The sequence below is a fragment of the Vibrio cholerae ATCC 14035 genome, from assembly GCF_000621645.1.
GTDB lineage: Bacteria > Pseudomonadota > Gammaproteobacteria > Enterobacterales > Vibrionaceae > Vibrio > Vibrio cholerae.
Map to the genome: position 1 here is coordinate 255,330 of NZ_JHXR01000001.1, position 25,756 is coordinate 281,085.

At 46.5% G+C, this 25,756-nt stretch carries 21 protein-coding genes and 1 pseudogene; 18 read left to right on the forward strand and 4 right to left on the reverse strand.

The window, feature by feature from the left end; all coding sequences use genetic code 11:
* Positions 1-2: 2 nt before the first annotated feature.
* A complete protein-coding gene (locus T411_RS0101295) occupies positions 3-1,796 on the reverse strand; it encodes a sensor histidine kinase (protein WP_001912141.1) in 1,794 nt (597 codons plus the stop codon).
* On the opposite strand from T411_RS0101295, the gene T411_RS1000000120975 reads away from it, so the two are divergent.
* The 14 genes and pseudogenes from T411_RS1000000120975 (at position 1,786) to pyrF (ending at position 16,658) form a co-directional block, all read left to right on the forward strand.
* A complete protein-coding gene (locus T411_RS1000000120975) occupies positions 1,786-2,004 on the forward strand; it encodes a hypothetical protein (protein ID WP_001881672.1) in 219 nt (72 codons plus the stop codon). The two genes, T411_RS0101295 and T411_RS1000000120975, sit on opposite strands and share 11 nt — an antisense overlap.
* A gap of 290 nt (positions 2,005-2,294) precedes the next feature.
* Positions 2,295-3,596, forward strand: coding sequence for a trigger factor (gene tig, locus T411_RS0101305; RefSeq protein WP_001198446.1), 1,302 nt, complete (start codon positions 2,295-2,297; stop codon positions 3,594-3,596).
* A 105-nt stretch (positions 3,597-3,701) separates the two neighbouring features.
* Positions 3,702-4,328, forward strand: coding sequence for an ATP-dependent Clp endopeptidase proteolytic subunit ClpP (gene clpP, locus T411_RS0101310; protein ID WP_000121678.1), 627 nt, complete (start codon positions 3,702-3,704; stop codon positions 4,326-4,328).
* Positions 4,329-4,407: 79 nt separating this feature from the next.
* Positions 4,408-5,688: an ATP-dependent protease ATP-binding subunit ClpX gene (gene clpX, locus T411_RS0101315; RefSeq protein WP_000130332.1), complete on the forward strand. Its 1,281-nt coding sequence runs from the start codon at positions 4,408-4,410 to the stop codon at positions 5,686-5,688.
* 122 nt (positions 5,689-5,810) lie between these two features.
* The gene (gene lon, locus T411_RS0101320; protein ID WP_001047611.1) at positions 5,811-8,171 is read left to right on the forward strand and encodes an endopeptidase La; all 2,361 of its coding nucleotides are present in this window, start codon (positions 5,811-5,813) and stop codon (positions 8,169-8,171) included.
* A gap of 183 nt (positions 8,172-8,354) precedes the next feature.
* Positions 8,355-8,627, forward strand: coding sequence for an HU family DNA-binding protein (locus tag T411_RS0101325; RefSeq protein ID WP_001044516.1), 273 nt, complete (start codon positions 8,355-8,357; stop codon positions 8,625-8,627).
* A gap of 152 nt (positions 8,628-8,779) precedes the next feature.
* The gene (gene ppiD / locus T411_RS0101330; RefSeq protein WP_000969331.1) at positions 8,780-10,639 is read left to right on the forward strand and encodes a peptidylprolyl isomerase; all 1,860 of its coding nucleotides are present in this window, start codon (positions 8,780-8,782) and stop codon (positions 10,637-10,639) included.
* A gap of 134 nt (positions 10,640-10,773) precedes the next feature.
* A complete protein-coding gene (locus T411_RS0101335) occupies positions 10,774-11,085 on the forward strand; it encodes a ComEA family DNA-binding protein (RefSeq protein ID WP_001166105.1) in 312 nt (103 codons plus the stop codon).
* Between the two features lie 182 nt (positions 11,086-11,267).
* Positions 11,268-11,945, forward strand: coding sequence for a (d)CMP kinase (cmk, locus tag T411_RS0101340; protein WP_000094752.1), 678 nt, complete (start codon positions 11,268-11,270; stop codon positions 11,943-11,945).
* 108 nt (positions 11,946-12,053) lie between these two features.
* Positions 12,054-13,723: pseudogene (gene rpsA / locus T411_RS01000000118915) on the forward strand (30S ribosomal protein S1).
* A 287-nt stretch (positions 13,724-14,010) separates the two neighbouring features.
* Entirely contained in the window at positions 14,011-14,289 is a 279-nt protein-coding gene (gene ihfB, locus T411_RS0101350) for an integration host factor subunit beta (protein ID WP_000167341.1), read from the forward strand.
* A 138-nt stretch (positions 14,290-14,427) separates the two neighbouring features.
* Positions 14,428-14,709, forward strand: a complete 282-nt coding sequence (locus tag T411_RS0101355) for a LapA family protein (protein ID WP_000691492.1) — start codon at positions 14,428-14,430, stop codon at positions 14,707-14,709.
* Between the two features lie 11 nt (positions 14,710-14,720).
* Entirely contained in the window at positions 14,721-15,890 is a 1,170-nt protein-coding gene (lapB, locus tag T411_RS0101360; protein ID WP_000889971.1) for a lipopolysaccharide assembly protein LapB, read from the forward strand.
* A 72-nt stretch (positions 15,891-15,962) separates the two neighbouring features.
* A complete protein-coding gene (pyrF, locus tag T411_RS0101365) occupies positions 15,963-16,658 on the forward strand; it encodes an orotidine-5'-phosphate decarboxylase (protein ID WP_000999561.1) in 696 nt (231 codons plus the stop codon).
* A gap of 57 nt (positions 16,659-16,715) precedes the next feature.
* Here pyrF and miaE read toward each other — a convergent pair whose 3' ends face one another.
* Together miaE and T411_RS0101375 are read right to left on the reverse strand one after the other, a co-directional pair.
* The gene (miaE, locus tag T411_RS0101370; RefSeq protein ID WP_000581751.1) at positions 16,716-17,486 is read right to left on the reverse strand and encodes a tRNA isopentenyl-2-thiomethyl-A-37 hydroxylase MiaE; all 771 of its coding nucleotides are present in this window, start codon (positions 17,484-17,486) and stop codon (positions 16,716-16,718) included.
* Between the two features lie 67 nt (positions 17,487-17,553).
* On the reverse strand, positions 17,554-18,318 hold the full coding sequence (locus T411_RS0101375) for a hypothetical protein (RefSeq protein WP_001020612.1): 765 nt from the start codon (positions 18,316-18,318) through the stop codon (positions 17,554-17,556).
* Positions 18,319-18,606: 288 nt separating this feature from the next.
* On the opposite strand from T411_RS0101375, the gene cysB reads away from it, so the two are divergent.
* Together cysB and T411_RS0101390 are read left to right on the forward strand one after the other, a co-directional pair.
* Positions 18,607-19,581, forward strand: a complete 975-nt coding sequence (gene cysB / locus T411_RS0101385) for an HTH-type transcriptional regulator CysB (protein WP_000776223.1) — start codon at positions 18,607-18,609, stop codon at positions 19,579-19,581.
* A gap of 61 nt (positions 19,582-19,642) precedes the next feature.
* A complete protein-coding gene (locus tag T411_RS0101390) occupies positions 19,643-20,839 on the forward strand; it encodes a methyltransferase (protein ID WP_001148228.1) in 1,197 nt (398 codons plus the stop codon).
* Positions 20,840-20,880: 41 nt separating this feature from the next.
* Here T411_RS0101390 and ald read toward each other — a convergent pair whose 3' ends face one another.
* Complete coding sequence (gene ald, locus T411_RS0101395; RefSeq protein WP_000583510.1) at positions 20,881-22,005, reverse strand: alanine dehydrogenase; 1,125 nt, start codon at positions 22,003-22,005, stop codon at positions 20,881-20,883.
* A 156-nt stretch (positions 22,006-22,161) separates the two neighbouring features.
* Here ald and lrp point away from each other — a divergent pair, with 156 nt between their 5' ends.
* The gene (lrp, locus tag T411_RS0101400) at positions 22,162-22,656 is read left to right on the forward strand and encodes a leucine-responsive transcriptional regulator Lrp (RefSeq protein WP_000228497.1); all 495 of its coding nucleotides are present in this window, start codon (positions 22,162-22,164) and stop codon (positions 22,654-22,656) included.
* A 177-nt stretch (positions 22,657-22,833) separates the two neighbouring features.
* Positions 22,834-25,716, forward strand: a complete 2,883-nt coding sequence (gene ftsK, locus T411_RS0101405) for a DNA translocase FtsK (RefSeq protein ID WP_000471965.1) — start codon at positions 22,834-22,836, stop codon at positions 25,714-25,716.
* Positions 25,717-25,756: the final 40 nt, after the last annotated feature.

Below are 25,756 nucleotides of genomic sequence, written 5' to 3' on the forward strand. Positions count from 1 at the left end.
GGTTAGTCCATATTGAGAGGTGTGAAACGAGGCAGGGTGATGGTAAAGCGCGCTCCACCTAGTGGTGAAGTCGCCACGCTCAATGTTCCCTGCATGCTGTGCAAAATTTGTTGTGAGATAGAAAGTCCAAGCCCTAAACCATTCTTTTTCGTGGTGTGGAAGGGTTCAAACAGATGGGGCAAGGTTTCAATGCCAACACTGGGGCCATTATCATCAACGAAAAGGGCTATTTGCTGTTCAGAGGTTTGCAGACGAATTTGAACCACGCGCTCCGCTTGTCCCTCTAACGCTTGCAGCGCATTGGTGAGCAGATTAATCAGCACTTGTTCTAACTGGATGGGATTGACGCGTACCCAAACGGGCGTTTCGAGGTCGCACAGCTCTAACAAAGTCATCTGCGCTTTAAATTGCCCAGTCATCAACTCTTTGGCCGACAAAATCAACGGGTACAACTGCACGTCTTGCTGCTCATTGGAAGTGGATTTTCGGGCGAAAGATTTAAGCTGCTCACTGATTTTCGCCATGCGCTCCGTCAGTGCGGAAATACGCGAGAGATTTTCTTCAGCGCGTTCAGGCTTGTTGGTGGCAAGGAAACGGCGGCCGTTATCGGCAAAACTGCGGATCGCCGCCAGCGGATTGTTCAGCTCGTGGCTAATACTGGCCGACATTTGGCCGAGCACTGCCAGTTTCGCCGCTTGGATCAGCTCATCTTGTGTTTGGCGCAGCGCGTGCTCGGTTTTGATCCGTTCAGCAATTTCCGCATGCAATTTGGCGGTGCGCTCCATCACCTCAAATTCAAGCTTCTGCTTGGTCTCTTGCTGCAGTTGCTCGATTTGCCGCTGACGCAGCTGCCGGTGATGCCACAGTTGAAAACCCAAATACACAATCGCAAACAACATGCAGAGAATAATCACTAAGCCAAACGCCGACCAAAAGAGTTCGATTTTCGGTGAAAGCACGCGAATGGTCAGGGCAAGTTCAGGAAGCGGGCGACTCGAAACAATGTAGTCATCTTGCAGCCAATGTTTTTCAGGCTTGCGCCATTCGCTTTGCTCCGCTTGCAAGTCGCCCTGCCAGCCGAGGGAAGGAATAGGGCTGTCTAAATATTGCTGGCTTTGGCGAATGTCGTTGAGCTGTGCGGGAAATAAATCTGCAACGCTATGAAACAGCCAAGCAGGTTGGCTCGACATAAACACCACTTGATGATCATCAGTCGCCACAAAATAGCTGCTCTTGCTTTGCCAGCCCTGCTCAATGGCCGACAAATCCATTTTGACCACGATAACCCCTAAGATTTCCGCCGCATAAATCACTGGATAAGCGTAATAGTAGCCGCGTTGTCCTGAGGTTGACCCCAGCGCAAAATATTGGCTTTTTTGACCCGCAATGGAGAGGTAAAAATAAGGTCGCCATGCAAAGTTGCGTCCGATAAAAGAGCGATCCAAATTCCAGTTACTGGATGCGATCGTGTTGCCAAAGCGGTCGATCAAATAGGTATCTGCGGCTTGGATGACTTCATTGACTTGCTCTAAATAGCGATTGGTGATGTCGATTTGCGCCGAATTTTGTGCCGAGAGCAGTGCATCCACCAACTCTTTATCTTTAGAAATCAGATGGGGAATGTGGGCGTATTTATCTAAAGTCGCAACGATATGGCTTGAAAAACGATCAAGCTGCGACTGATGCTCATTGAGCAGCGCTTGATACTGGAAACGCCAGTATAAGTGCGTGCTCATGCTCACCAGCACAATAAACATGACCCACAACATCAAGCTGAGACGACGAATGGATGGCATCCTTGGCTCTTATCAACAAATCCTTTCGTTACATCATACTGAGAATGCACAGCCGAAGCGTCTAAAAAGATCGCAATCTCGGTCTGCAAAACAAGAGCAAGATCTCTTTTTACGCTTTTCAATAAAAAAAAGCCTCGATTCCATTGAAAAAGCCTATATTGTCCCCATTTCAGAGTCGCTATCGGTTTCCTTTTGGTGGAATTTTTAGCACTTGATTGGGTTTTCAGGAGATTGGCTTGACTCTGACCGGGGATTAACTCGACAGCTCCGGCTGTGGTCGTTAGAATGTCGCGTCTGAAATTTGGTCCTGAGACTAATCGGAGATACCTTTGCCAAAAGATATCGCTCATTAGTCTGGTTTTCTGGTGATTCGCTTGAAAGCCGATGCTCAATATTTACATATCAGTGTTCAATCGGGCACAACACAAGGATGCAGCCACACGTCGTGTTGGCTCATGACGCTCAGGAACCCTGAGCCAGTTTTGAGGTTTAGAAATAATGCAAGTTACTGTTGAAACGCTAGAAGGCCTACAGCGCCGTCTGAATATTACTGTTCCAGCTGCAAACATCGAAGACGCTGTAGCAGCTGAATTACGCAACATCGCGAAAAACCGTCGTTTCGATGGTTTCCGTAAAGGCAAAGTGCCAATGAAGATGGTTGCGAAAATGTACGGCAAAGCAGTACGTCAAGACGTGCTGGGTGAAGTGATGCAACGCCACTTCATCGAAGCGATCGTAAAAGAGAAAATCAATCCAGCTGGCGCACCAACGTTTGCTCCAGTTGAAATTGGCGAAGGCAAAGATCTGGTTTTCACAGCAACATTTGAAGTTTACCCAGAAGTTGAACTGAAAGGCCTAGAAAACATCGCAGTAGAGAAGCCAGCAGCAGAAGTGACTGACGCTGACGTAGCAGAAATGCTGGAAACTCTGCGCAAGCAACAAGCGACTTGGAAAGAAGTTGACGAAGCGGCAGAAAACGGCAAACGCGTTTCTATCGATTTCGTAGGTTCTATCGATGGCGTAGAGTTTGAAGGCGGTAAAGCAGAAAACTTCCCTCTGGAAATGGGCGCAGGCCGCATGATCCCAGGTTTTGAAGACGGTATCGTTGGCAAAACCAAGGGCATGGAATTCGTTATCGACGTGACTTTCCCAGAAGATTACCACGCTGAAAACCTGAAAGGTAAAGCGGCTAAGTTTGCTATCAAAGTGAACAAAGTAGAAGCGCGTGAACTGCCAGAATTGAACGATGAGTTCGTTGCACGTTTTGGCGTAGCTGAAGGCGGCGTTGACGCTCTGAAAGCAGAAGTACGTAAGAACATGGAACGCGAACTGAAGCAAGCGATCAAAGCGCGCATCAAAGAGCAAGCGATTGAAGGTCTGGTAAAAGAGAACGAAATCCAAGTTCCTTCTGCACTGATCGATCAAGAGATCAACGTTCTGCGTCAGCAAGCTGCACAACGTTTCGGTGGCAATGTTGAAGCTGCGGCTCAACTGCCTCGTGAACTGTTCGAAGAGCAAGCGAAACGTCGCGTAGTGGTAGGTCTGCTGCTGGGTGAAGTGATCCGTACTCACGAGCTGAAAGCGGACGAAGAAAAAGTGAAAGCACTGATCACTGAAATGGCGACTGCGTATGAAGATCCATCAGAAGTGGTTTCTTACTACGAGCAAAACCAACAGCTGATGAACAACATGCGTAACGTTGCTCTTGAAGAGCAAGCGGTAGACGCGATCATTGCGAAAGCAAAAGTAACTGAAAAAGCGATCAGCTTCAGCGAGCTGATGAACCCAGTTGCTGCTTAATAAGCAAACTGTAGCGTAGAAGGTTGACGAAACAAGCAATCATCTGCTAACAATGGTCCGTGTGATACCCATCATCCGGGCCATTTATTTTAGGGATATAAGACTATGAGCTACCAAGAAAAAAATGCAATGTCGCCCATTTTTGACGCACTCGTACCTATGGTGGTTGAACAAACCTCTCGTGGTGAGCGTTCATACGACATCTATTCTCGCTTACTAAAAGAACGAGTGATTTTCTTAACCGGGCAAGTAGAAGATCACATGGCAAACCTTGTCGTGGCTCAACTGCTTTTCTTAGAATCTGAAAACCCTGATAAAGATATTTTCCTTTACATCAACTCACCCGGTGGCAGTGTCACTGCAGGGATGTCGATTTACGATACTATGCAGTTCATCAAGCCAAACGTGAGCACAGTGTGTATGGGACAAGCCTGTTCAATGGGCGCTTTCTTGCTTGCTGGTGGTGCACCGGGCAAGCGTTATGTACTGCCGAATTCTCGTGTCATGATTCACCAACCACTGGGTGGATTCCAAGGCCAAGCCTCTGATATTCAAATTCATGCTCAAGAAATTCTGACCATTAAAAACAAACTGAACCGTTTGTTGGCAGAGCATACAGGCCAGCCAATCGAAGTGATTGAACGCGATACTGATCGTGATAACTTCATGTCGGCAGATCAAGCAGTGGAATACGGTTTGGTGGATGCGGTGCTGAAACACCGTGGCGAGTAAGCTCGTAATTGTATAACGCAATTTTGATTGAATTGTTATACACTCAAACCAAAGTGAGTAAAGGCTAAGAGGTTAGCGAATGACAGACAAAAGCAAAGAGGGCGGTAGTAGTAAACTGCTGTACTGCTCTTTCTGTGGCAAAAGCCAGCACGAAGTTCGCAAACTGATCGCAGGTCCGTCCGTGTATATTTGTGATGAGTGCGTTGATTTATGCAACGACATCATCCGCGAAGAGATCAAAGATGTTCTGCCAAAAAAGGAATCAGCGGCGTTACCGACGCCAAGAAAGATTCGTGAACATCTCGACGATTATGTGATTGGTCAAGAACACGCCAAAAAAGTGCTAGCCGTTGCGGTATATAACCACTACAAGCGTTTACGTAATGGTGATACGACTAGCGAAGGCGTTGAGCTGGGCAAGAGTAACATTTTGCTGATTGGCCCAACGGGTAGCGGTAAAACACTACTGGCTGAAACGCTGGCGCGTTTGCTGGATGTGCCATTTACCATGGCGGATGCGACCACATTAACCGAAGCGGGTTATGTGGGCGAAGATGTAGAAAATATCATTCAAAAGCTGCTGCAAAAATGCGATTACGATGTTGCAAAAGCGGAGCGTGGTATCGTCTATATCGATGAAATTGACAAAATTTCTCGTAAGTCTGAAAACCCATCCATCACACGTGACGTGTCGGGTGAAGGGGTTCAGCAAGCGCTGTTAAAACTGATTGAAGGTACAGTTGCTTCGGTTCCACCACAAGGTGGCCGTAAACATCCTCAGCAGGAATTCCTGCAAGTCGACACCTCAAAAATCCTATTTATCTGTGGTGGCGCGTTTGCTGGCCTAGATAAAGTGATTGAACAGCGTGTTGCGACAGGGACTGGTATCGGTTTTGGCGCGGATGTGCGTTCTAAAGACAACAGCAAAACCTTGAGCGAACTGTTTACTCAGGTTGAACCTGAAGATTTGGTGAAATACGGTTTGATCCCAGAGTTCATTGGTCGTCTGCCTGTTACGGCAACGCTGACTGAACTGGATGAAGCGGCATTGATTCAAATTCTGTGTGAACCAAAGAATGCACTGACCAAACAGTATGCGGCGTTGTTTGAACTGGAAAACGTTGATCTGGAGTTTCGTGAAGATGCGCTGAAAGCGATTGCCGCTAAAGCGATGAAGCGTAAAACCGGTGCGCGTGGTCTACGTTCAATCCTTGAAGCAGTTCTACTGGAAACCATGTATGAACTGCCTTCAATGGAAGAGGTCAGCAAGGTGGTGATTGACGAATCTGTGATCAACGGAGAGTCCGCACCGCTACTGATTTACAGCGCTAATGAGAGCCAAGCCGCTGGTGCGGAGTAATCTCAAGCAACAAAAAATAACGAGGAGGTATTCAATACCTCCTTTTTTTTATTCTGTCATTGAATCCAGTTAGTTAGCCCCCATATACTGCGTAACAAATGCAAAGCGGAAGAGAGAAAAATATGAACTTGGAGCGTTCCGAGCGTATCGAGATCCCCGTACTACCCCTGCGCGACGTGGTTGTCTATCCACACATGGTCATTCCTTTGTTTGTTGGCCGAGAAAAATCGATCCAGTGCCTAGAAGCGGCGATGGATAACAACAAGCAAGTGTTATTGGTGGCGCAAAAGAAAGCGGAAACCGATGAGCCGAAAGTCGCCGACTTATTTGAAGTCGGTACCGTCGCAACCATCTTACAGTTGCTGAAATTGCCTGATGGCACAGTGAAAGTACTGGTCGAAGGTCAACAGCGTGCCAAAATCACTCAATTCTATGAAGAAGAGTATTTCTTTGCCGATGCACAATATCTGGTGACACCAGAATTGGATGAGCGTGAGCAAGAAGTGGTGGTTCGCAGTGCGATTAACCAGTTTGAAGGCTTTATCAAACTCAACAAAAAAATCCCGCCTGAGGTACTCACTTCACTGAACGGGATTGATGAGGCCGCACGTTTAGCAGACACGATTGCCGCGCACATGCCGCTGAAATTGGTCGATAAACAGAAAGTGCTTGAACTGCTGGATGTCAGTGAACGTTTAGAATTCTTAATGGGGCAGATGGAGTCTGAAATCGATCTGCTGCAGGTTGAGAAGCGCATCCGCACCCGCGTTAAAAAGCAGATGGAAAAGTCACAGCGCGAGTACTATCTGAATGAACAGATGAAAGCGATTCAGAAAGAATTAGGCGAGATGGATGACGCGCCTGACGAATTTGAAACGCTGAAAAAGAAAATCGAAGAGTCGAAGATGCCGAAAGAGGCACGCGACAAAGCAGAGCAAGAGCTGCACAAGCTGAAAATGATGTCGCCGATGTCAGCAGAAGCAACGGTAGTGCGTAGCTACATCGATTGGATGGTCAATGTTCCGTGGACTAAGCGCAGCAAGGTGAAAAAAGATCTCTCTAAAGCAGAAGAGATCCTCAATGCTGACCACTACGGCTTAGAGCGGGTCAAAGAGCGTATTTTGGAATATCTCGCCGTGCAAAGTCGTATCAATAAGCTTAAAGGTCCAATCCTATGCTTAGTGGGGCCTCCGGGTGTGGGTAAAACCTCACTGGGTCGCTCGATTGCCGCTGCGACTGGGCGTCAGTATGTGCGTATGGCGCTGGGGGGCGTGCGTGATGAAGCGGAAATTCGTGGTCACCGCCGCACCTACATTGGCTCTATGCCGGGTAAGCTTATTCAAAAGATGGCGAAAGTCGGGGTGAAAAACCCACTCTTCTTACTCGATGAAATCGACAAGATGTCATCGGATATGCGTGGTGATCCGGCTTCTGCACTGCTAGAGGTGCTTGACCCTGAGCAAAACAACTCGTTTAACGATCACTACCTAGAAGTGGATTATGACCTGTCGGACGTGATGTTCGTTGCGACTTCAAACTCGATGAACATTCCAGGCCCATTACTAGACCGTATGGAAGTGATTCGTTTATCGGGGTACACCGAAGATGAAAAACTCAATATTGCCAAAGACCATCTGGTCAGTAAGCAAGTTGAGCGTAACGGCCTCAAGCCAAGCGAGATCGTGATTGAAGATTCTGCGATTGTCGGCATTATTCGCTATTACACTCGTGAAGCGGGCGTGCGTGGTCTGGAGCGCGAAATCTCAAAGATCTGTCGTAAAGCCGTGAAGAAAATTCTGCTCGATAAAGGCGTGAAAACCGTTGTTGTAAACCAACAAAACTTAAAAGAGTTTTTAGGTGTACAACGCTTTGACTACGGTAAAGCGGAAGAGAGCAACCGTATTGGTCAAGTGAATGGCCTCGCGTGGACGGAAGTGGGCGGTGATTTACTAACCATCGAAACCCAATCGATGCCGGGTAAAGGTAAACTTACCCAAACCGGTTCACTGGGCGATGTGATGCAAGAGTCGATTCAAGCGGCGATGACGGTGGTGCGCTCTCGTGCAGAAAAATTGGGCATCAACCCTGATTTCTATGAGAAAAAAGATATCCATGTCCATGTCCCAGAAGGTGCGACACCTAAAGATGGCCCAAGTGCGGGTATCGCCATGTGTACAGCGCTGGTTTCTAGTTTGACCGGTAACCCAGTCAAAGCGGAAGTCGCCATGACCGGTGAAATCACTCTGCGTGGTGAAGTATTACCGATTGGTGGTTTGAAAGAGAAACTGCTGGCAGCACATCGCGGTGGCATCAAAACGGTGCTGATCCCGAAAGATAATGAGCGCGATCTGGAGGAGATCCCAGATAACGTGATCGCCGATCTGCAAGTACTTCCAGTGCAGTGGATTGACGAGGTGCTCAAAGTTGCCTTGGAGCAAGACCCGACAGGGGTTAGCTTTGAGAGCAAAAAGAGTGATGCATAGCAAAAATAAGTAAATCTTTACGCTGATAGGTCTAAAAAGGCTTGTCAGCGTTTTTTTTGAAGGCTAACGTTACTGTCAATAGCTTCTAGCCCTGATGCAACAAGGCTTTAGGCTAGTTTTAAACTTTAATGGAACGAAATCGGCACCGATAAAATAATAAAGGGTGACCAAAGGGGAATCACAGTGAATAAGACACAACTAGTAGAACAAATTGCAGCGAACGCAGATATCTCTAAAGCCTCTGCAGGTCGCGCTCTTGACGCATTCATCGAAGCAGTCAGCGGCACACTACAATCAGGTGACCAAGTGGCACTGGTTGGTTTTGGTACGTTCAGCGTACGTACTCGCGCAGCGCGTACTGGTCGTAACCCAAAAACTGGCGAAGAGATCAAAATCGCTGAAGCGAAAGTGCCTTCATTCAAAGCAGGTAAAGCTCTGAAAGACGCTTGCAACTAATTTGAATGAAGATTTTGCACTTTTCTGCAAAATAAATTCGAACCTTTTGAAATTATGCGCATCCTACTGATGCGCATTTCTTTTTCTGATATTATCGCGCCATTCATTTTGGGCTTACGTGCCTGATATCAACCCCGGAGAGTAGTAGCACTATGATGGATCGATTACGCGAAGGCGTGAACAGCATCGCGGTTAAAATTATCCTTGGATTAATCATCCTGTCTTTCATTTTTGCTGGTGTAGGTAACTACCTGATCAGCGGCGGTAATAACGCGGCCGCTAAAGTCGGCAATGCGGAAATCAGTCGTGGTGATTTTGAGCAAGCCTATCAAAACGAACGTAACCGTATGCAAGCTCAACTGGGCGATTATTTTTCAAACTTGCTGGCGGATCCGACCTATGTCGCCTCTTTCCGTAAGTCAGTATTAGATCGTATGGTGAACGATTTGCTCTTAGAGCAACATGCAGCGTCACTAGGGCTACGTGTGAGTGATGAGCAAGTTCGTCAATTGATTTTAGAAATCCCACAATTTCAATCTCAAGGCGTATTTGACTCTACGGCTTACCAAGCGACTCTGCGTCGCGCAGGCTTTACTCCTGAGATGTATGCTGAATACTTACGCAAAGATTTAGTGCGTAATCAATTGATGAGTGCATTGCAGGGAAGTGAATTCAGCCTTGCTGGTGAAGTAAACTTGCAAGACCAATTGATTTCTCAGACGCGTGATATTCGTACGATCACCTTATCTCTAGAAGACTTCGCAAAAAAAGTGACGTTGAGCGATGAAGAGATCGATCAGTACTACAAAACTAACACCGAGCGTTTTACTCGCCCTGAGCAGGTAAAAGTCTCTTATGTCGAGCTCTCTGCTGATGGACTGAAAGCGCAAGTGAGCGTTGATGATGCGGCAGCGCAGCAGTACTACCAAGAACATTTGGATAAGTACTCTACTGCAGAGCAGCGCAATGTGAGCCATATCCTGATTGAAGGTAATGATGAGCAAAAAGCACAAGCGATTTTGGATGAACTGAATGCTGGTGCTGATTTTGCGACTTTAGCGAAAGAAAAATCGCAAGATCTCGGCAGTGCAGCAGAGGGCGGCTCACTGGGTTGGATTGAACCTGACACTATGGACCCAGCTTTCGAAGCGGCAGCATTTGCATTAACTGAAAAGGGTCAAGTTTCGGGTCTTGTAAAGTCTGATTTCGGTTATCACATCATTCGCTTAGACGACATCAAAGCACCTGTGGTGAAGCCATACAGTGAAGTTGAGCAGGCGATCAAACAAGAACTGATTGATCAGCAAGCCCTTGATAGTTTCTATGCTAAGCAGAGTGAACTTGAAAAGATGGCATTTGAACATTCAGACTCTCTGGATGAAGCGGCCAAGGCTATCTCAGCTACGGTTGTGCACACCGATTTTATCTCTGCCGAACAAGCTCCTGAGGTGTTAACCACTCCTGCGGTACTGCAAGCGCTGAAATCACCAGAAGTGAAAGAAGATGGTCTCAACTCTGAAGTGATTGAAGTAGCTCCAGAGCATGTCGTGGTGGTGCGTGTTGAAGAGTTTCGTCCAGAAACTGTGCTGCCACTTGATGAAGTCAAATCGCAAGTGGTTGAGCAGCTATCTCGTATGAAAGGTGAACAACAAGCACTTGAACTGGGTAACCAGCTTGTGACTGCGTTGAAAGCGGGTGAAACGGATCTGCTAGCGCAAAAAGGTGTGTCTTTTGGCGAATTACAAATGATCGATCGCAGTTCACCTCTTGCCAACACGGTTTACGCCATGGTGAAACCACAAGAGGGCGAGAAGGTTTATGCCCAAGCGAAAGATTTTGACGGCAATATCGTTGTGATTGAGTTGAGCAAAGTGGAAAGTAAACTGACACCGGCTTATCACGAACAGATCGCTACACAGTTAGAACGTATCGGTTCTCAGCAAGATCTGGCGGGTGTGATCAGTGTGTTGCGTCAAAACACCGATATTGAGTATCACATTGCGACAGAATAAGCATTCTTAGTGTAATTGATATGTTTAAAGAAACGGGCTACAGCAGTAGCCCGTTCTATTTATAAATTGTCGAAATTTCCATCATTTTTCCCCTCGCTATCATAAGCCCTCAACAACCAAAATGAGGGTCTATCATGCAAATCAAAACCAAAATAGTGACACTGTTTCTTTCTCTCTGCCTGCCGACATTACCGTTACTGGCCAATGCCGAGGAAACGGCACCCGCTGCGCAGGTAGAAGAAGGTATTGTGATCACTGTCAATATTAATACCGCTTCTGCAGAAGAGCTGGCGACGTTACTCAAAGGCATCGGGCTTAAGAAAGCTCAGGCCATTGTCGATTATCGAGAAGCCAACGGTCCTTTTACTCATATCGATGATCTGACGAATGTGAAAGGGATTGGTGAAGCGACAGTGCGCAACAATGCCGCAAGGATCTTGTTATAAGCTGCAATCATGTGTCTCGTAATAACTCGGCTTCGGCCGAGTTAATTTTTTAACTCAGTAGCCTTTTTATGGTTAATCAGGACTCTTACCTAGCACCAGAGAGCCTTTGCACTTATAATTCTTCGCCGAAAACGCGGGCGTGACGATTCCAATCGCCTAAAAACAAAAAAGTGGAGAAATACATGTCTTCTCATACGCCAGTGGTTACCGTTGATGGACCTAGCGGTGCAGGTAAAGGCACATTGTGCATGTTGTTGGCTAAAAAACTCGGTTTTCAGCTATTGGACTCTGGCGCGATTTATCGCGTGTTGGCCTTGGCGGCTCTTCATCATGGCGTTGATCTTGAATCGGAAGACGCTTTGGTTCCTCTTGCTACGCATCTTGATGTGCAGTTCATCGCGGAAGGCGACTTAGTGAAAGTCATCCTCGAAGGTGAAGATGTGTCCCGCGAGCTGCGTAAAGAAGAAACTGGGATGGCTGCGTCAAAAGTCGCGGCATTACCTCGGGTACGTGAAGCGCTGCTGCGCCGTCAACGCGCGTTTGCTAGTGGTATTGGATTAGTTGCAGATGGCCGTGATATGGGCACAGTGGTTTTTCCAGCGGCGGAAGCAAAAATTTTCCTTGATGCGAGTGCGGAAGAAAGAGCCCGTAGACGCTTCAAGCAGTTGCAACTGAAGGGGCTTGATGTTAAATTTGATGCCCTTTTAAGCGAAATTCAGGAAAGAGACGACCGCGACAGAAATCGTGCTGTTGCTCCATTACGTCCTGCTGAAGACGCATTAGTGCTTGATTCAACCACATTGACTATCGATGAAGTGGTGGAACAAGCGCTACAATATATTGAATCTAAGCTAGTGTGAATGGTTCACGCTAGGTAAGAACGTCGGTCGCAAGGATGATGACTGGCGAATTTAATAACCCCACGTGGTAGGACACCCGTGGCCGTTTAATTATTGAAGATTAAATAAATGACTGAATCTTTTGCTCAACTCTTTGAAGAGTTTCTGAACGAGACCCAATTCCAACAAGGTACTATCGTTAAAGGTACTGTAGTAGCAATCGAGAACGGCTACGTTCTGGTTGATGCTGGCCTGAAGTCTGAGTCTGCTATCCCTGCTGAACAATTCAAGAACGCTGCTGGCGAACTAGAAGTTCAAGTAGGTTCTCAAGTAGACGTAGCTCTGGACGCGGTTGAAGATGGTTTCGGCGAAACTCAACTTTCTCGTGAGAAAGCGAAGCGCCATGAAGCTTGGATCGTACTTGAAAAAGCTTACGAAGAAGCTGCAACTGTTATCGGTATCATTAACGGTAAAGTTAAAGGCGGTTTCACTGTTGAACTGAACGGTATCCGTGCGTTCCTGCCAGGTTCTCTGGTTGACGTACGTCCAATCCGTGACACTGCTCACCTAGAAAACAAAGAGCTAGAGTTCAAAGTTATCAAGCTAGACCAGAAGCGTAACAACGTTGTTGTTTCTCGTCGTGCAGTTATCGAATCTGAAAGCAGCGTAGAGCGTGATGAACTGCTTGAAACTCTGCAAGAAGGTACTGAAGTTAAAGGTATCGTTAAGAACCTGACTGACTACGGTGCGTTCGTTGATCTGGGCGGCGTTGACGGTCTGCTACACATCACTGACATGGCTTGGAAGCGCGTTAAGCATCCATCAGAAATCGTTAACGTTGGTGACGAGATCCTAGTTAAAGTACTGAAGTTCGATCGTGATCGTACTCGCGTATCTCTAGGTCTGAAACAGCTAGGCGAAGATCCATGGGTAGCAATCGCTAAGCGTTACCCAGAAGGTCACAAACTGTCTGGCCGTGTAACTAACCTGACTGACTACGGCTGCTTCGTTGAAATCGAAGAAGGCGTTGAAGGTCTAGTACACGTTTCTGAAATGGACTGGACGAACAAGAACATCCACCCATCTAAAGTTGTTAATGTTGGCGACGAAGTTGAGGTTATGGTTCTGGATATCGACGAAGAGCGTCGTCGTATCTCTCTAGGCCTGAAACAGTGTAAAGCTAACCCATGGCAATCATTCGCTGAAGCGCAAGCTAAAGGCGACAAAGTAACTGGTAAGATCAAGTCTATCACTGACTTTGGTATCTTCATCGGTCTAGAAGGCGGTATCGACGGTCTGGTTCACCTGTCTGACATCTCTTGGAACGTACCAGGAGAAGAAGCTGTTCGTGAATTCAAGAAAGGCGACGAAATCTCTGCAGTTGTTCTAGCAGTAGACGCTGAGCGTGAGCGTATTTCTCTGGGCATCAAGCAAATGGAAAACGATCCATTCAACGCTTATGTTTCAGACAACAAGAAAGGTGCTCTGGTTAACGGTACTGTAACTGCAGTTGACGCGAAAGGCGCAACCATCGAGCTAGAAGACGGCGTTGAAGGTTACATCGCGCTTCTGAAGTATCACGTGACCGTATCGAAGATGCATCACTGATCCTGAACGTTGGTGACAAAGTTGAAGCGAAATTTACTGGTGTTGACCGTAAAAACCGCGTAATCAACCTGTCTATCAAAGCGAAAGATGAAGCTGAAGAGCAAGAAGTAATGGCAACTCTGAACAAGCAAGATGAAGCTGCGTTCGGTAATGCTATGGCTGACGCTTTCAAAGCAGCGAAAGGCGAATAATAGCCAAACGCTAATAGACAAAAGGAGCCGCAAGGCTCCTTTTTTGTTGTCATCCCTAAACCACCGCTTTTGCGGTGGTGCTTGTTGTAATCTTATGATCGCCACCTAAGATTAAACATGAGTAGTTGCCAAAAAGCCGCATAACGTTCACTCTTAGAAATAAAACAGTAAACCTAATGTAAGATCTCGCCCAACGTCGAGTTCTTTTTCTACAATGTAAATCAAGTGTTTGTTGGAATTGATATTACTGACTATAATTGAGCAGTAACAACTCGAAGAGGGAAACTATGACTAAGTCCGAACTGATAGAAAGACTCTGTGCCGAACAAACGCACTTGTCTGCGAAAGAGATCGAAGATGCGGTAAAAAATATCCTTGAGCATATGGCCTCAACGTTAGAAGCGGGGGAGCGCATCGAGATTCGTGGTTTCGGTAGCTTTTCCTTACACTATCGTGAGCCGCGTGTAGGGCGTAATCCTAAGACTGGCGATAAGGTGGAGTTGGAAGGTAAGTACGTTCCGCATTTCAAACCAGGTAAGGAACTACGCGAACGCGTTAACTTGTAATCTGAGTAAAGTTTGTTCACACGAGCGGCATGCTAATCCAGCGTGCCGCTTTTTTATATCAGCATGACTATTAGCCGTGGTTTGTCGCGCCGTTTTCCTGCATAATCGGTGTGCCAATTTGTGAAAAGGTAATGACTTATGAAAATTATAAAGATAGTCGCCGTACTCGCTCTTTTCTTAATCGCATTAGCATTAGGCTCGCAAAACCAATCGGTTGTGGTATTTAACTACTTGCTAGCGCAAGGTGAGTTTCATTTATCGACCTTACTGGGTACGGTTTTTATTGTCGGCTTTGCTTGTGCAGCGATTCTTTTCGGTGGCATGCATTTCAAGTCGCAACTGAGAATTCGCAAACTTACCAAACAGTTAAAATTGGCCAATCAGCAATCCGCACCTGAAACGAAAGTACATAGCGGATAAGGCTGTTTTCGATGTTAGAAATACTGTTCCTGTTATTGCCCATCGCTGCCGCCTACGGCTGGTACATGGGGCATCGTAGCGCCCAGCAAGATAAACAGAAACAATCACACCAAATTTCGCGTCAATACGTGACCGGTTTGAACCTCTTACTCTCCGATCAATCGGATAAAGCGGTTGATCACTTTATCGAATTACTGCAAGTCGATAATGAAACCATTGATACCCATCTAGCACTCGGTAACCTTTTCCGGTCTCGTGGCGAAGTGGATCGCGCTATTCGTATTCACCAAAACCTTATCTCTCGCTCTGGGTTGACCATAGACCAGAAAAACTTGGCGCTGCAGCAGTTAGCTAAGGACTATATGGTGTCCGGTTTTCTTGATCGTGCTGAGAAAATATTTGAACAACTGATTGATGAGCCTGAGCATCGTGAATCTGCTCTCCAGCAGCTCACGGCAATTTATCAACAGACTCGTGAGTGGCACAAAGCGATTGAGTGTGCCACCGCTTTGGTTAAGCTTGGGCGCAAACGTATGAAGGTGAACATTGCGCATTTCTACTGCGAGCTGGCCATGCTTGAAAAGGCGGACAGTAACGATAACAAAGCCATTCAACTGTTTAAAAAAGCATTACAAGAAGATCCGAAATGTGTACGTGCAACCATTTCACTCGGTAAACTCTACCTACAAAACGAAGACTATCAGAAGACTATTGACCATCTAGAGATGGTTCTTGAGCAAGATATCGATTTTATCGGTGAAGTGCTCAATACGTTGGCTGAGTGTTACCACCATTTGGGGCGAGAGCAAGATTTGATCACCTTCTTACGTCGCTGTATCGCCAATAAAGCGGGGGTATCGGCCGAATTAATGCTCGCTCAGCTGGTTGCACAGCATGAAGGTATTGCCGCTGCACAAGAGATTTTAACTCGTCAGTTGGTTAAAAATCCTACTATGAAAGGCTTTTACCGGTTGATTGATTACCATATTGCCGAAGCGGAAGAGGGCAGAGCCAAAGCCAGTCTCTCTACGTTACAACGCTTAGTGGGTGAACAGCTTAAAGTAAAACCCCATTACCGTTGCCGTAAATGTGGCTTTTCGACCCATTCACTTTATTGGCATTGCCCATCATGTAAAAACTGGGGTTCAATCAAGCCAATCAGAGGCTTAGATGGTGAGTAATTAAAAATCAACAGTATGACGCAGCTATTTATGGCTGCTTTTTTTTAACTCGATATACAGATAGGAGAAACGATGAACGACCCAAAAGTGATTGTTGCACTGGACTATGACAATCTGGCGGATGCGCTCGCGTTTGTGGACAAAATTGACCCAAGCACATGTCGACTCAAAGTGGGTAAAGAGATGTTTACTCTATTTGGTCCTGATTTTGTCCGTGAGCTGCATAAACGAGGTTTTTCTGTGTTTCTGGATCTTAAATTTCACGATATTCCGAATACCTGTTCAAAAGCGGTGAAAGCTGCCGCTGAGCTTGGGGTTTGGATGGTGAATGTGCACGCGAGTGGTGGCGAGCGAATGATGGCAGCATCGCGTGAGATTCTGGAGCCGTATGGTAAAGAGCGCCCACTGCTGATTGGTGTCACTGTATTGACCAGTATGGAATCTGCCGATTTACAAGGTATTGGCATCTTGAGTGCGCCACAAGATCATGTGCTGCGATTAGCAACGCTCGCCAAAAATGCTGGTCTTGATGGTGTGGTATGCTCCGCACAAGAGGCATCACTATTGAAGCAACATTTGGGGCGTGAATTCAAATTGGTGACGCCAGGAATTCGTCCAGCGGGTTCAGAGCAAGGCGATCAACGCCGTATTATGACTCCAGCCCAAGCCATTGCCTCTGGTTCAGATTATCTCGTGATCGGTCGCCCTATCACTCAAGCCGCACATCCTGAAGTGGTTCTGGAAGAGATAAACAGCTCTTTAGTTTAGCTTTACTAGATTGGATAAACTCAAGCCCAGTCACAGTACTGGGCTTTTTTAAAAAGGCTATTTAGGAATACCACTGTGAAACTTGAAATCGCTATCGGGAGTGGAAATTAACTCCGCTTCGACTCGGCCAAAATACGCAACACGTTCAGAGATATCGTAGCCCGCAATTTGTTCAGCCAGTTGCAAGTAGTCTTGATAATGGCGAGCTTCAGAGCGAAGCAGAGAAACATAAAATTTTGCTATCTCGTCATCTAAGTAGGGGGCGAGTTTGGCAAAGCGCTCACAAGAGCGAGCCTCAATATAAGCGCCTACTATCAGCTTATCAATCAATGTCTGTGGTTCATGAGTCTTCATATGGGCTAGAAGGCTTTTGGCATAACGGCTAGCCGGAATTGACTCATACTCCACATTGCGCGCTTGCATAATTTCCAACACTTGATAGAAATGGTGTAGCTCTTCTTTGATCAGCAATACCATTTTATCGATCAAATCTTGGCTATAAGGAGAATCCGATTTGGCAATGATCGCTTTGGAGATTTGGCTTTTGCCTTTGAGCGATTGGATATCTCCCATTTTGCGATACGCAAAGTCTTCATAAGGTTTAAACCAATCCAATAGCGAAAGTTCACTCTCTTTATCAACCGCATACTTACGGATCAGAAACATGGCGGATTGACCAGCTTTCAGCTCACATAGTAAATGGTCTAACAACAAAACACGTAGGTTTTCAGGTTTGCGCGCTTCTTCAACCCATTCGTCGGGTGTAGGACATTGCAGGAAATGGTTAATCGGTTCTAAAAGTTGTTGGATAGCAGATGGATGAATCATGGGCACTATTTAAGAAAAAGGCCGCATAAGCGGCCTGAAGTTAATCAAGTCATTATCGTGCGGTATCTTACCACTTTTTCTTCTCGCCAAAGAGCACATCCATGTCACTTTTGCGTTCATTTTCTTCAATTTGTTGGAGGTCAGAAGCACTTTTGTTTTGACGTTTCTGCTCAAGTTCATCATACATAGTCTGTAACTTTTCACGGGCTTGATTTGAGTAGCTGTCATTTTTTGAGGACAAGACATCAATCCCTTTACGTAGTAGTTGGATTGCAGTGCCGGGTTGCCCACGCAAAATCGAGTCGTTAGCGCGCTTAATCACGTTTTCGATGTTGATTCGAATCTGAATGGTCTCTAAGCGAGCATTTTCTGCCACATAGGCTTGGGTTTCAAAACGTCCTTTATTGTGCTCACTGCGAATGGTGTCACGCAGACGTTTAACTAGCTTTAGCATGATGATGGCTTGTTTATCGCTGCTAGGAACCTTAAATGAAGTACTTTCACCACCCGGATGGTTATTTTGCAGGTGGTTGATCTGTCCCTTCATATTTTCGATACGTTGAGCGAGTTGTTTATTTTTAGGATCAAGGTCATACATGCTTTGTAGTGCATCAAGAATACGGTTATTCAAGCAGACTAAAAGCTCTTTACTGAATGGCAGATGGTGAGCATTGCCGATTAAATCTTCAGTTGCATCAATAATGGCCACATAGCGCGAGGATTCCTGTTTCTTGGCGCTTTCGACTTTCACCCGATATTGCAACATGATGTTGTAGCCAAGAACCAAAATGAGCAAAATGGCCACCAGAGCAATGATTAAACCTATATTCATAAAATCCGTATCTTCAGTTTTCAATGGCTAACGATTAAGGATACACGCTCGTTGTGATCCCGACAATTTACTCTGTTGATTATTCCCGTTTTATCATGCAAAAACCGCTTTCCCACGATGAGTTTGAGCGTTGCGTGGCAATTTTTTCACCGAATAAGCAAGGCGCTGAATATTCATTTCACGCTTCTCTCGATAAAGGCTAGGAATTGTCGCGCTGAAGCGTTATAACTAATAATTATAAAATATGTGTGTCTGTGGCAAAACACCGCAAGGGATTATGGGAAAAAGATGAAACTGCAGCAGTTAAAGTACATTGTGGAAGTGGTCAATCATAATTTGAATGTGTCTGCGACCGCGGAAAACCTATATACCTCTCAGCCGGGGATCAGTAAACAGGTCAGGCTGTTAGAAGATGAGCTTGGAATTCAGATTTTTGAGCGAAGCGGCAAGCATTTAACGCAAGTAACGCCTGCGGGCGAGCACATAGTGCGTATTGCGACGGAAATTTTATCGCGCGTCGAAAGCATCAAGGCGGTTGCTGCCGAGCATACGCATCCAGAAATGGGCACGCTGAATATTTCCACTACCCATACCCAAGCCCGCTATGCTCTGCCAGAGGTGATTAAAGGTTTTACTAAGCGTTATCCAAGAGTTTCCTTGCACATGCATCAAGGCACGCCAACTCAAATGTCGGAAGCGATAGCCAAAGGCACTGCAAATTTTGCGATTGCGACAGAAGCTTTGCATTTGTACCAAGATGCAATCATGTTGCCTTGTTATCACTGGAATCGTTCGATAGTGGTGCCTAAAGATCACCCGCTGACCAAGAAAGAGCAGGTGACCATAGAAGATTTAGCGGCTTATCCATTAGTGACCTATGTTTTCGGCTTTACTGGGCGTTCAGAGCTTGATAGTGCATTCAATCGGGTTGGCATGACACCTAAAGTGGTCTTTACCGCCACCGATGCAGATGTGATAAAAACGTATGTGCGCATGGGTATTGGGGTGGGTGTGATTGCTAGTATGGCGGTAGACAAAAAGCAAGATACGGATCTGGTGGCGATTGATGCAAGCCATATCTTCAGTGCGAGTACCACCAGTATTGGTTTTCGCCGTGGTACTTTCCTGCGCTCTTATATGTTTGATTTTATGGAGCGCTTTGCTCCACATCTTACCCGTCCCGTAGTAGAGCAAGCCATCTCTTTGAAATCGAATATTGAAATAGCAGAAATGTTTAAGGACATTGATCTGCCTGTGCGTTAACGCGCTTTTACTTTCACTTCATTGTGCTTCCTCCTAGAATGGTTCACCGATAGGAGGAAGCATGCAAGCTCTATTCATACAACTCGATTCATTCTTAACTCAAACCCAATCTTTTTGGCGTTATGAGGCTTTTCATGCTTGCCGTTTATCGGCGTTGCCTTGGGGGGATGCGTATCCCGAGTTAACCGCTTGGCTCTATGCTCTTAGTCAGAATGAGGTCGTGGAGTTCAAAACCGATCCAGAGAAACTCTCTTCCGTCTTATCTGGTTTTTTTCCCGGGTTAGAGGAGATGAAACTCCCAGTCGACATTTCAGACTCTTCCTTGCTTTCACTCCGATTACCAAAGTTTTTTGACAAAGGGATCCCCGGACGTAAATGGCAACAAATAGAAGCGATCAGTAAAGTGCTTGTTGCGCACCATCAAGGCACTCAGTGGTTAGAGTGGTGTGCTGGGAAAGGTTACTTGGGGCGTATTTTGGCGGGTGTGACTCAGCAACCAGTCGTCAGTTTTGAGTATCAAGCCGAGCTTTGCTGCTCTGGACAACAAGAAGTCGATGCGTTGCAACTCCCTATGCAGTTTGTGCAGGGGGATGCATTTGATGAGCGTTCTGCTGCCCTGTTTAACTCCAGTACCCATGCTGTTGCCTTACATGCGTGTGGTGACTTACACGTAAAGATGCTCCATTACGCCACCTCTTCGCATGCCGCGGCGATTAGCTTTTCTCCCTGCTGCTACCATTTGATTCGAGATAACGAATATCACGCGATGTCGAAAGTGGCGGCTCAGTCAGATTTGCAATTGACCCGTCGAGAACTGCGACTTCCACTGCAAGAAACCGTGACCGGAGGGGAAAGGGTTAGACGGCAGCGACAGCAAGAGATGGTTTATCGGTTAGGATTTGATGCTCTGGTGAGTCAAGTCGGCCATCAAGCGGGTTATATACCTATCCCTAGTATTCAGAAATCAAAACTCAACCAAGGGTTTGCCGAGTTTTGCCAGTGGGCGGCTCAAGAGAAAAATATCGCTATGGATTTCACTCACGTCGATTTGGCTCATTTTGAAAGTTTAGGCTATCAGAGATTCTGGCAGATGGAACGGATAAGTTTAGTTCAAGACGGGTTTCGGCGGCTGCTAGAGCTATGGTTGGTGTTGGATAAAGCGCTCTATTTGCAGGAGCAGGGCTATCAAGTCAGGGTGAGTGAGTTTTGCGATCGTAAAGCAACACCGCGCAATTTAGTGGTCAATGCTTGGCGCTGAATTGAAGAGGGGAGAGCCGATAATATCGGCTCTCTGAATCATTAATTAAACATCGCAATCGCTTTAGCGGGGTCGACATAATCGAGGCCAAAGTTTTCTGCAACCTCTTTGTAAGTCACTTTTCCGTGAATTACGTTGAGGCCTTTTAAAAATCCTGCATCTTCTAGTAGGGCTTTTTGGTAGCCTTTATTGGCGAGTTTAACGATATATGGTAGCGTGGCGTTATTAAGAGCAAAGGTAGAAGTGCGCGCCACAGCGCCGGGTATATTGGCTACACAGTAGTGCACCACATCATCAACAATATAAGTGGGCTCTGCGTGAGTGGTAGGGTGAGAGGTTTCGAAGCAACCCCCTTGGTCGATCGCGACATCAACTACGGCTGAACCGGGTTTCATGCGTTTGATGTGTTGCTGAGTGACCAGTTTAGGCGCAGCAGCACCAGGGATAAGAACGGCACCGATCACTAAGTCTGCTTCTAATACGTATTTTTCGATGGCATCTGCGGTGGAATATACGACGTTAGCTCGGCCTTGAAACTCTTCATCGAGTTTACGTAGAGTATCGATGTTGCGATCTAGAATAGTGACATCGGCACGTAGGCCAATAGCCATACGGGCTGCGTTAGCGCCGACTACACCGCCGCCGAGTACTACGACTTTTGCAGGAGCAACACCGGGAACGCCACCGAGTAATAAGCCACTGCCGCCACGTGATTTTTCTAAGGTTTGAGCGCCAGCCTGAATGGACATACGGCCTGCGACTTCAGACATCGGTGCCAGTAGTGGTAAGCGACCCATATTATCTGTTACAGTCTCATAGGCTATGCAGACAGCTTTGCTCTTGATTAGCTCTTCAGTTTGTGGAAAATCTGGAGCTAGGTGCAAATAAGTAAATAAAATTTGCCCCTCTTTGAGCATGGCTCGCTCGATAGCTTGAGGTTCTTTAACCTTTACAATCATCTCTGCTTTCGCAAAGACGTCTGCAGCGGTAGGAAGAATGGATGCGCCTACAGCGATGTAATCATCGTCTGAAAAGCCGATGCCGGAACCGGCATTTGTTTCTACGTAAACTTGGTGTCCGTGTGAGACAAGCTCCCGCACGCTAGCTGGAATCATGCCCACACGATATTCGTGGTTCTTGATTTCTTTAGGAACGCCAATGATCATCCTAACTCCTTAGATTAATTTGGTTGTATTGACTATATGTAGGGTTGTTCTATCGAATTTGTGGCTAGTATAGTGACTAGTGTGAAAAATTTGATGCTAAATATTAAGAAGTTGTAGTATATTTTTTTGCAAGGAAGTAATAAGGTGGAATAAAAAATGGTGGATAGTTATAAGAAGCCGTCTAAGGACTTAGACCGTATAGATCGCAATATATTGAATGAATTGCAAAAAGACGGTCGAATTTCAAACGTAGAGTTATCAAAGCGTGTAGGGCTTTCACCTACACCCTGTCTTGAGCGTGTTCGTCGTCTAGAACGTCAAGGGTTTATTACTGGTTATACTGCATTATTGAACCCTCAGTATTTGGACGCCTCACTGTTGGTGTTTGTTGAAATTACGTTAAATCGTGGCGCGCCCGATGTATTTGAACAGTTTAATGCCGCGGTACAAAAGTTGGATGATATTCAAGAGTGTCACCTAGTTTCTGGTGATTTTGACTATCTGCTGAAAACCCGTGTATCGGATATGGGGGCTTATCGCCGTTTGTTAGGTGATACCTTGCTCCGTTTGCCGGGAGTCAATGACACTCGTACTTACGTGGTCATGGAAGAAGTGAAGCAAACCAACCAATTAGTGATTAAAACTCGCTAACTTAAAGCGAATGTTGGAGATCTTTCCACATTCTGACTTTCGTGAATTGGGTTTTTGCCCTTGATATGGTTAAATCTCCAAACAAACCGAGCGGCGTTGGCCGCTCGGACTGTTTCACCGCCATGAAACTGCGTATAGTGTTGCGCATTATGGCCTTAATCATAGTCAAGTTGGTTTATGTTCAAAGAGAACAAAAATAAAGTCGAAACCATTATTAAAACGAGTGAAGAGGCTCCTTCTTCTCGACTCAATGGCTCACAACGTCTTAAAGAAAGCGGATTGATCTTAGCTTTCTTGTTTTCGATATTTCTTGCCGTTGCTCTGTTTAGTTTTAACCCCGCTGATCCATCTTGGTCACAAACGGCTTGGGGGACAGACATTCACAATGCGGGTGGTTTAGTTGGCGCTTGGTTAGCTGACACCCTGTTCTTCGTTTTTGGCTCTTTAGCCTATCCATTGCCTTTTATTACTGCATTTGCAGCATGGGTGCTGTTGCGCAAACGTGATGAAGGTGACGAAATCGATTTCACTCTTTGGGGAACTCGACTCCTTGGTCTAACCATAGTGCTATTGACCAGTTGTGGTCTTGCCGACATCAACTTTGATGACATTTGGTATTTTTCATCAGGTGGAGTGATTGGCGATGTGTTGACCAGCTTAGCACTGCCGACCTTGAACATTCTTGGAACAACGCTTGTGTTGCTCTTTTTGTGGGGGGCTGGCATTACCTTGTTGACTGGGATCTCTTGGCTGCGGATTGTGGAATGGATTGGTGAGCGTAGCATTGCGGCATTTGTCGGGCTGTTTAACCGCTTACGCGGTGAAAAAGCGGAGCGTGTGAAACCGGCACTGGTAAAGCCTGAGCTGCCAGTTGAAGAGCTAGAACCGACATTTTCTGCGTCAATGGATACTGAGATTGATGAGCCAGCTCCGAGCTTACGTCGCTTCAATATTCATATGCCGGAAGAGCGCGACGTACCTGACATTCATTTTGAGCCCCAAGTGGAGCCTAAAGTCGAGTTGAAACCAGAGCCGCCAAGGCAGCGCGAACCTGCTCCCCATTTCTCACGGGTAGCCGCTCAAAATACACAGGTAGAGCCTGTCAGCTCTGCGCGCACTCAGCAATGGGATGCCACGATAGAAGAACTGGAGCAACAGGCTCGTCTAGTCGATGACTATGCTGTCGAGGATGATGCAGTGCCAAGCGTTCTTACCTCCAGCACTCTTTCGGATGTTGAAGATTCCATTTTGACCACTGCCATCTCGGTGGATGAAGAAGAGGAGAGCCTCTCTGAAAACTTTAACCACTCGTTCAATATTGAGGTAGAAGATGAAGAAGTTGAGCCCAGCATTGCTAACTTGCATTGGTCAGATGATGAAGATGAGCTTGAAGAAACGCCTTCGGTTATGGTATCGCCCGCAATAGAGTCTGATTGGGAAGACGAGGATGAGCCTGACGATCGCGATGTGGCGGCATTTCAAAACATCGTTTCGCAAGCACAAGCGAATGCGGCTGCGCAGCAAAACCCGTTTTTAGTGCAGAAGGCCGTAAACTTGCCGAAACCAACAGAGCCTATGCCAACGCTAGAACTGCTGTATCATCCAGAAAAGCGTGAAAACTTTATCGATCGTGAAGCTTTAGAAGAGATCGCGCGTCTGGTTGAGTCCAAACTGGCTGATTACAAAATCCAAGCGCAAGTCGTGGATATTTTCCCGGGGCCTGTGATCACCCGTTTTGAGCTAGATTTAGCGCCGGGTGTGAAAGTGAGCCGAATTTCTAGTCTGTCGATGGACTTAGCCCGTTCACTCTCGGCGATGGCTGTGCGTGTCGTGGAAGTTATTCCCGGTAAACCTTATGTCGGGCTTGAGCTGCCAAACATGTCACGTCAAACTGTGTACCTATCCGATGTGATTGCCAGTCCTCAATTTAAAGAGTCGAAGTCACCGACGACCGTCGTGCTTGGCCAAGATATCGCCGGCGATGCCGTGGTAGCAGATCTGTCTAAGATGCCTCATGTGTTGGTGGCGGGTACCACTGGTTCAGGTAAGTCGGTTGGGGTCAACGTGATGATCCTGAGCATGTTGTATAAGGCTTCCCCAGAAGATGTCCGCTTCATCATGATTGACCCGAAAATGTTAGAGCTTTCCGTGTATGAAGGCATTCCTCATCTGTTGGCGGAAGTGGTGACCGACATGAAAGATGCCTCTAACGCGCTGCGCTGGTGTGTCGGAGAAATGGAGCGTCGTTATAAGCTGATGTCGGTACTTGGTGTACGTAATATCAAAGGCTTTAACGATAAACTGCGTATGGCTGCTGAAGCCGGACATCCTATCTACGATCCTCTTTGGAAAGACGGAGATAGCATGGAGAGTGAGCCGCCACTATTAGAAAAACTGCCTTATATTGTGGTCGTGGTCGATGAATTTGCTGACCTGATGATGGTAGTCGGTAAAAAAGTCGAAGAGCTGATTGCGCGTTTGGCACAAAAAGCCCGTGCGGCGGGTATTCACTTGATTTTGGCTACGCAGCGCCCATCTGTGGATGTGATTACGGGTCTGATTAAAGCCAACATCCCGACCCGTGTTGCTTTTACTGTCTCTACGAAAACCGACTCTCGGACGATTTTGGATCAGAGTGGCGCAGAGTCGTTGCTCGGTATGGGGGATATGCTCTATTTACCTGCCGGTTCCAGTCATACGATTCGTGTACATGGTGCATTTGCCTCGGATGATGATGTGCATGCTGTGGTCAATAACTGGAAGGCAAGGGGCAAGCCGAATTACATCAGTGAGATTATCCAAGGCGATCACGGCCCAGAAGCCTTATTGCCCGGAGAGCAGTCTGAATCAGACGAAGAACTTGACCCACTGTTTGATCAAGTGGTTGAGCACGTTGTCGAAACGCGCCGAGGCTCAGTTTCTGGGGTTCAACGCCGTTTTAAAATTGGTTATAACCGCGCAGCACGTATTGTCGAGCAGCTTGAGGCTCAAGGCATTGTGAGTGCGCCAGGGCATAACGGTAATCGTGATGTATTGGCTCCTGCACCTATACGAGATTAAACAGCAGAAACAACAAAAGTAAAAAAGGCGCTTTAAGCGC

Bases quoted from the DNA above. Each gene is read 5' to 3' on its own strand.
- T411_RS1000000120975 (WP_001881672.1), top strand. From the start codon at position 1,786: ATGGATGGCATCCTTGGCTCTTATCAACAAATCCTTTCGTTACATCAT.
- T411_RS0101295 (WP_001912141.1), bottom strand. From the start codon at position 1,796: ATGCCATCCATTCGTCGTCTCAGCTTGATGTTGTGGGTCATGTTTATT.
- tig (WP_001198446.1), top strand. From the start codon at position 2,295: ATGCAAGTTACTGTTGAAACGCTAGAAGGCCTACAGCGCCGTCTGAAT.
- clpP (WP_000121678.1), top strand. From the start codon at position 3,702: ATGAGCTACCAAGAAAAAAATGCAATGTCGCCCATTTTTGACGCACTC.
- clpX (WP_000130332.1), top strand. From the start codon at position 4,408: ATGACAGACAAAAGCAAAGAGGGCGGTAGTAGTAAACTGCTGTACTGC.
- lon (WP_001047611.1), top strand. From the start codon at position 5,811: ATGAACTTGGAGCGTTCCGAGCGTATCGAGATCCCCGTACTACCCCTG.
- ppiD (WP_000969331.1), top strand. From the start codon at position 8,780: ATGATGGATCGATTACGCGAAGGCGTGAACAGCATCGCGGTTAAAATT.
- T411_RS0101335 (WP_001166105.1), top strand. From the start codon at position 10,774: ATGCAAATCAAAACCAAAATAGTGACACTGTTTCTTTCTCTCTGCCTG.
- cmk (WP_000094752.1), top strand. From the start codon at position 11,268: ATGTCTTCTCATACGCCAGTGGTTACCGTTGATGGACCTAGCGGTGCA.
- ihfB (WP_000167341.1), top strand. From the start codon at position 14,011: ATGACTAAGTCCGAACTGATAGAAAGACTCTGTGCCGAACAAACGCAC.
- T411_RS0101355 (WP_000691492.1), top strand. From the start codon at position 14,428: ATGAAAATTATAAAGATAGTCGCCGTACTCGCTCTTTTCTTAATCGCA.
- lapB (WP_000889971.1), top strand. From the start codon at position 14,721: ATGTTAGAAATACTGTTCCTGTTATTGCCCATCGCTGCCGCCTACGGC.
- pyrF (WP_000999561.1), top strand. From the start codon at position 15,963: ATGAACGACCCAAAAGTGATTGTTGCACTGGACTATGACAATCTGGCG.
- miaE (WP_000581751.1), bottom strand. From the start codon at position 17,486: ATGATTCATCCATCTGCTATCCAACAACTTTTAGAACCGATTAACCAT.
- T411_RS0101375 (WP_001020612.1), bottom strand. From the start codon at position 18,318: ATGAATATAGGTTTAATCATTGCTCTGGTGGCCATTTTGCTCATTTTG.
- cysB (WP_000776223.1), top strand. From the start codon at position 18,607: ATGAAACTGCAGCAGTTAAAGTACATTGTGGAAGTGGTCAATCATAAT.
- T411_RS0101390 (WP_001148228.1), top strand. From the start codon at position 19,643: ATGCAAGCTCTATTCATACAACTCGATTCATTCTTAACTCAAACCCAA.
- ald (WP_000583510.1), bottom strand. From the start codon at position 22,005: ATGATCATTGGCGTTCCTAAAGAAATCAAGAACCACGAATATCGTGTG.
- lrp (WP_000228497.1), top strand. From the start codon at position 22,162: ATGGTGGATAGTTATAAGAAGCCGTCTAAGGACTTAGACCGTATAGAT.
- ftsK (WP_000471965.1), top strand. From the start codon at position 22,834: ATGTTCAAAGAGAACAAAAATAAAGTCGAAACCATTATTAAAACGAGT.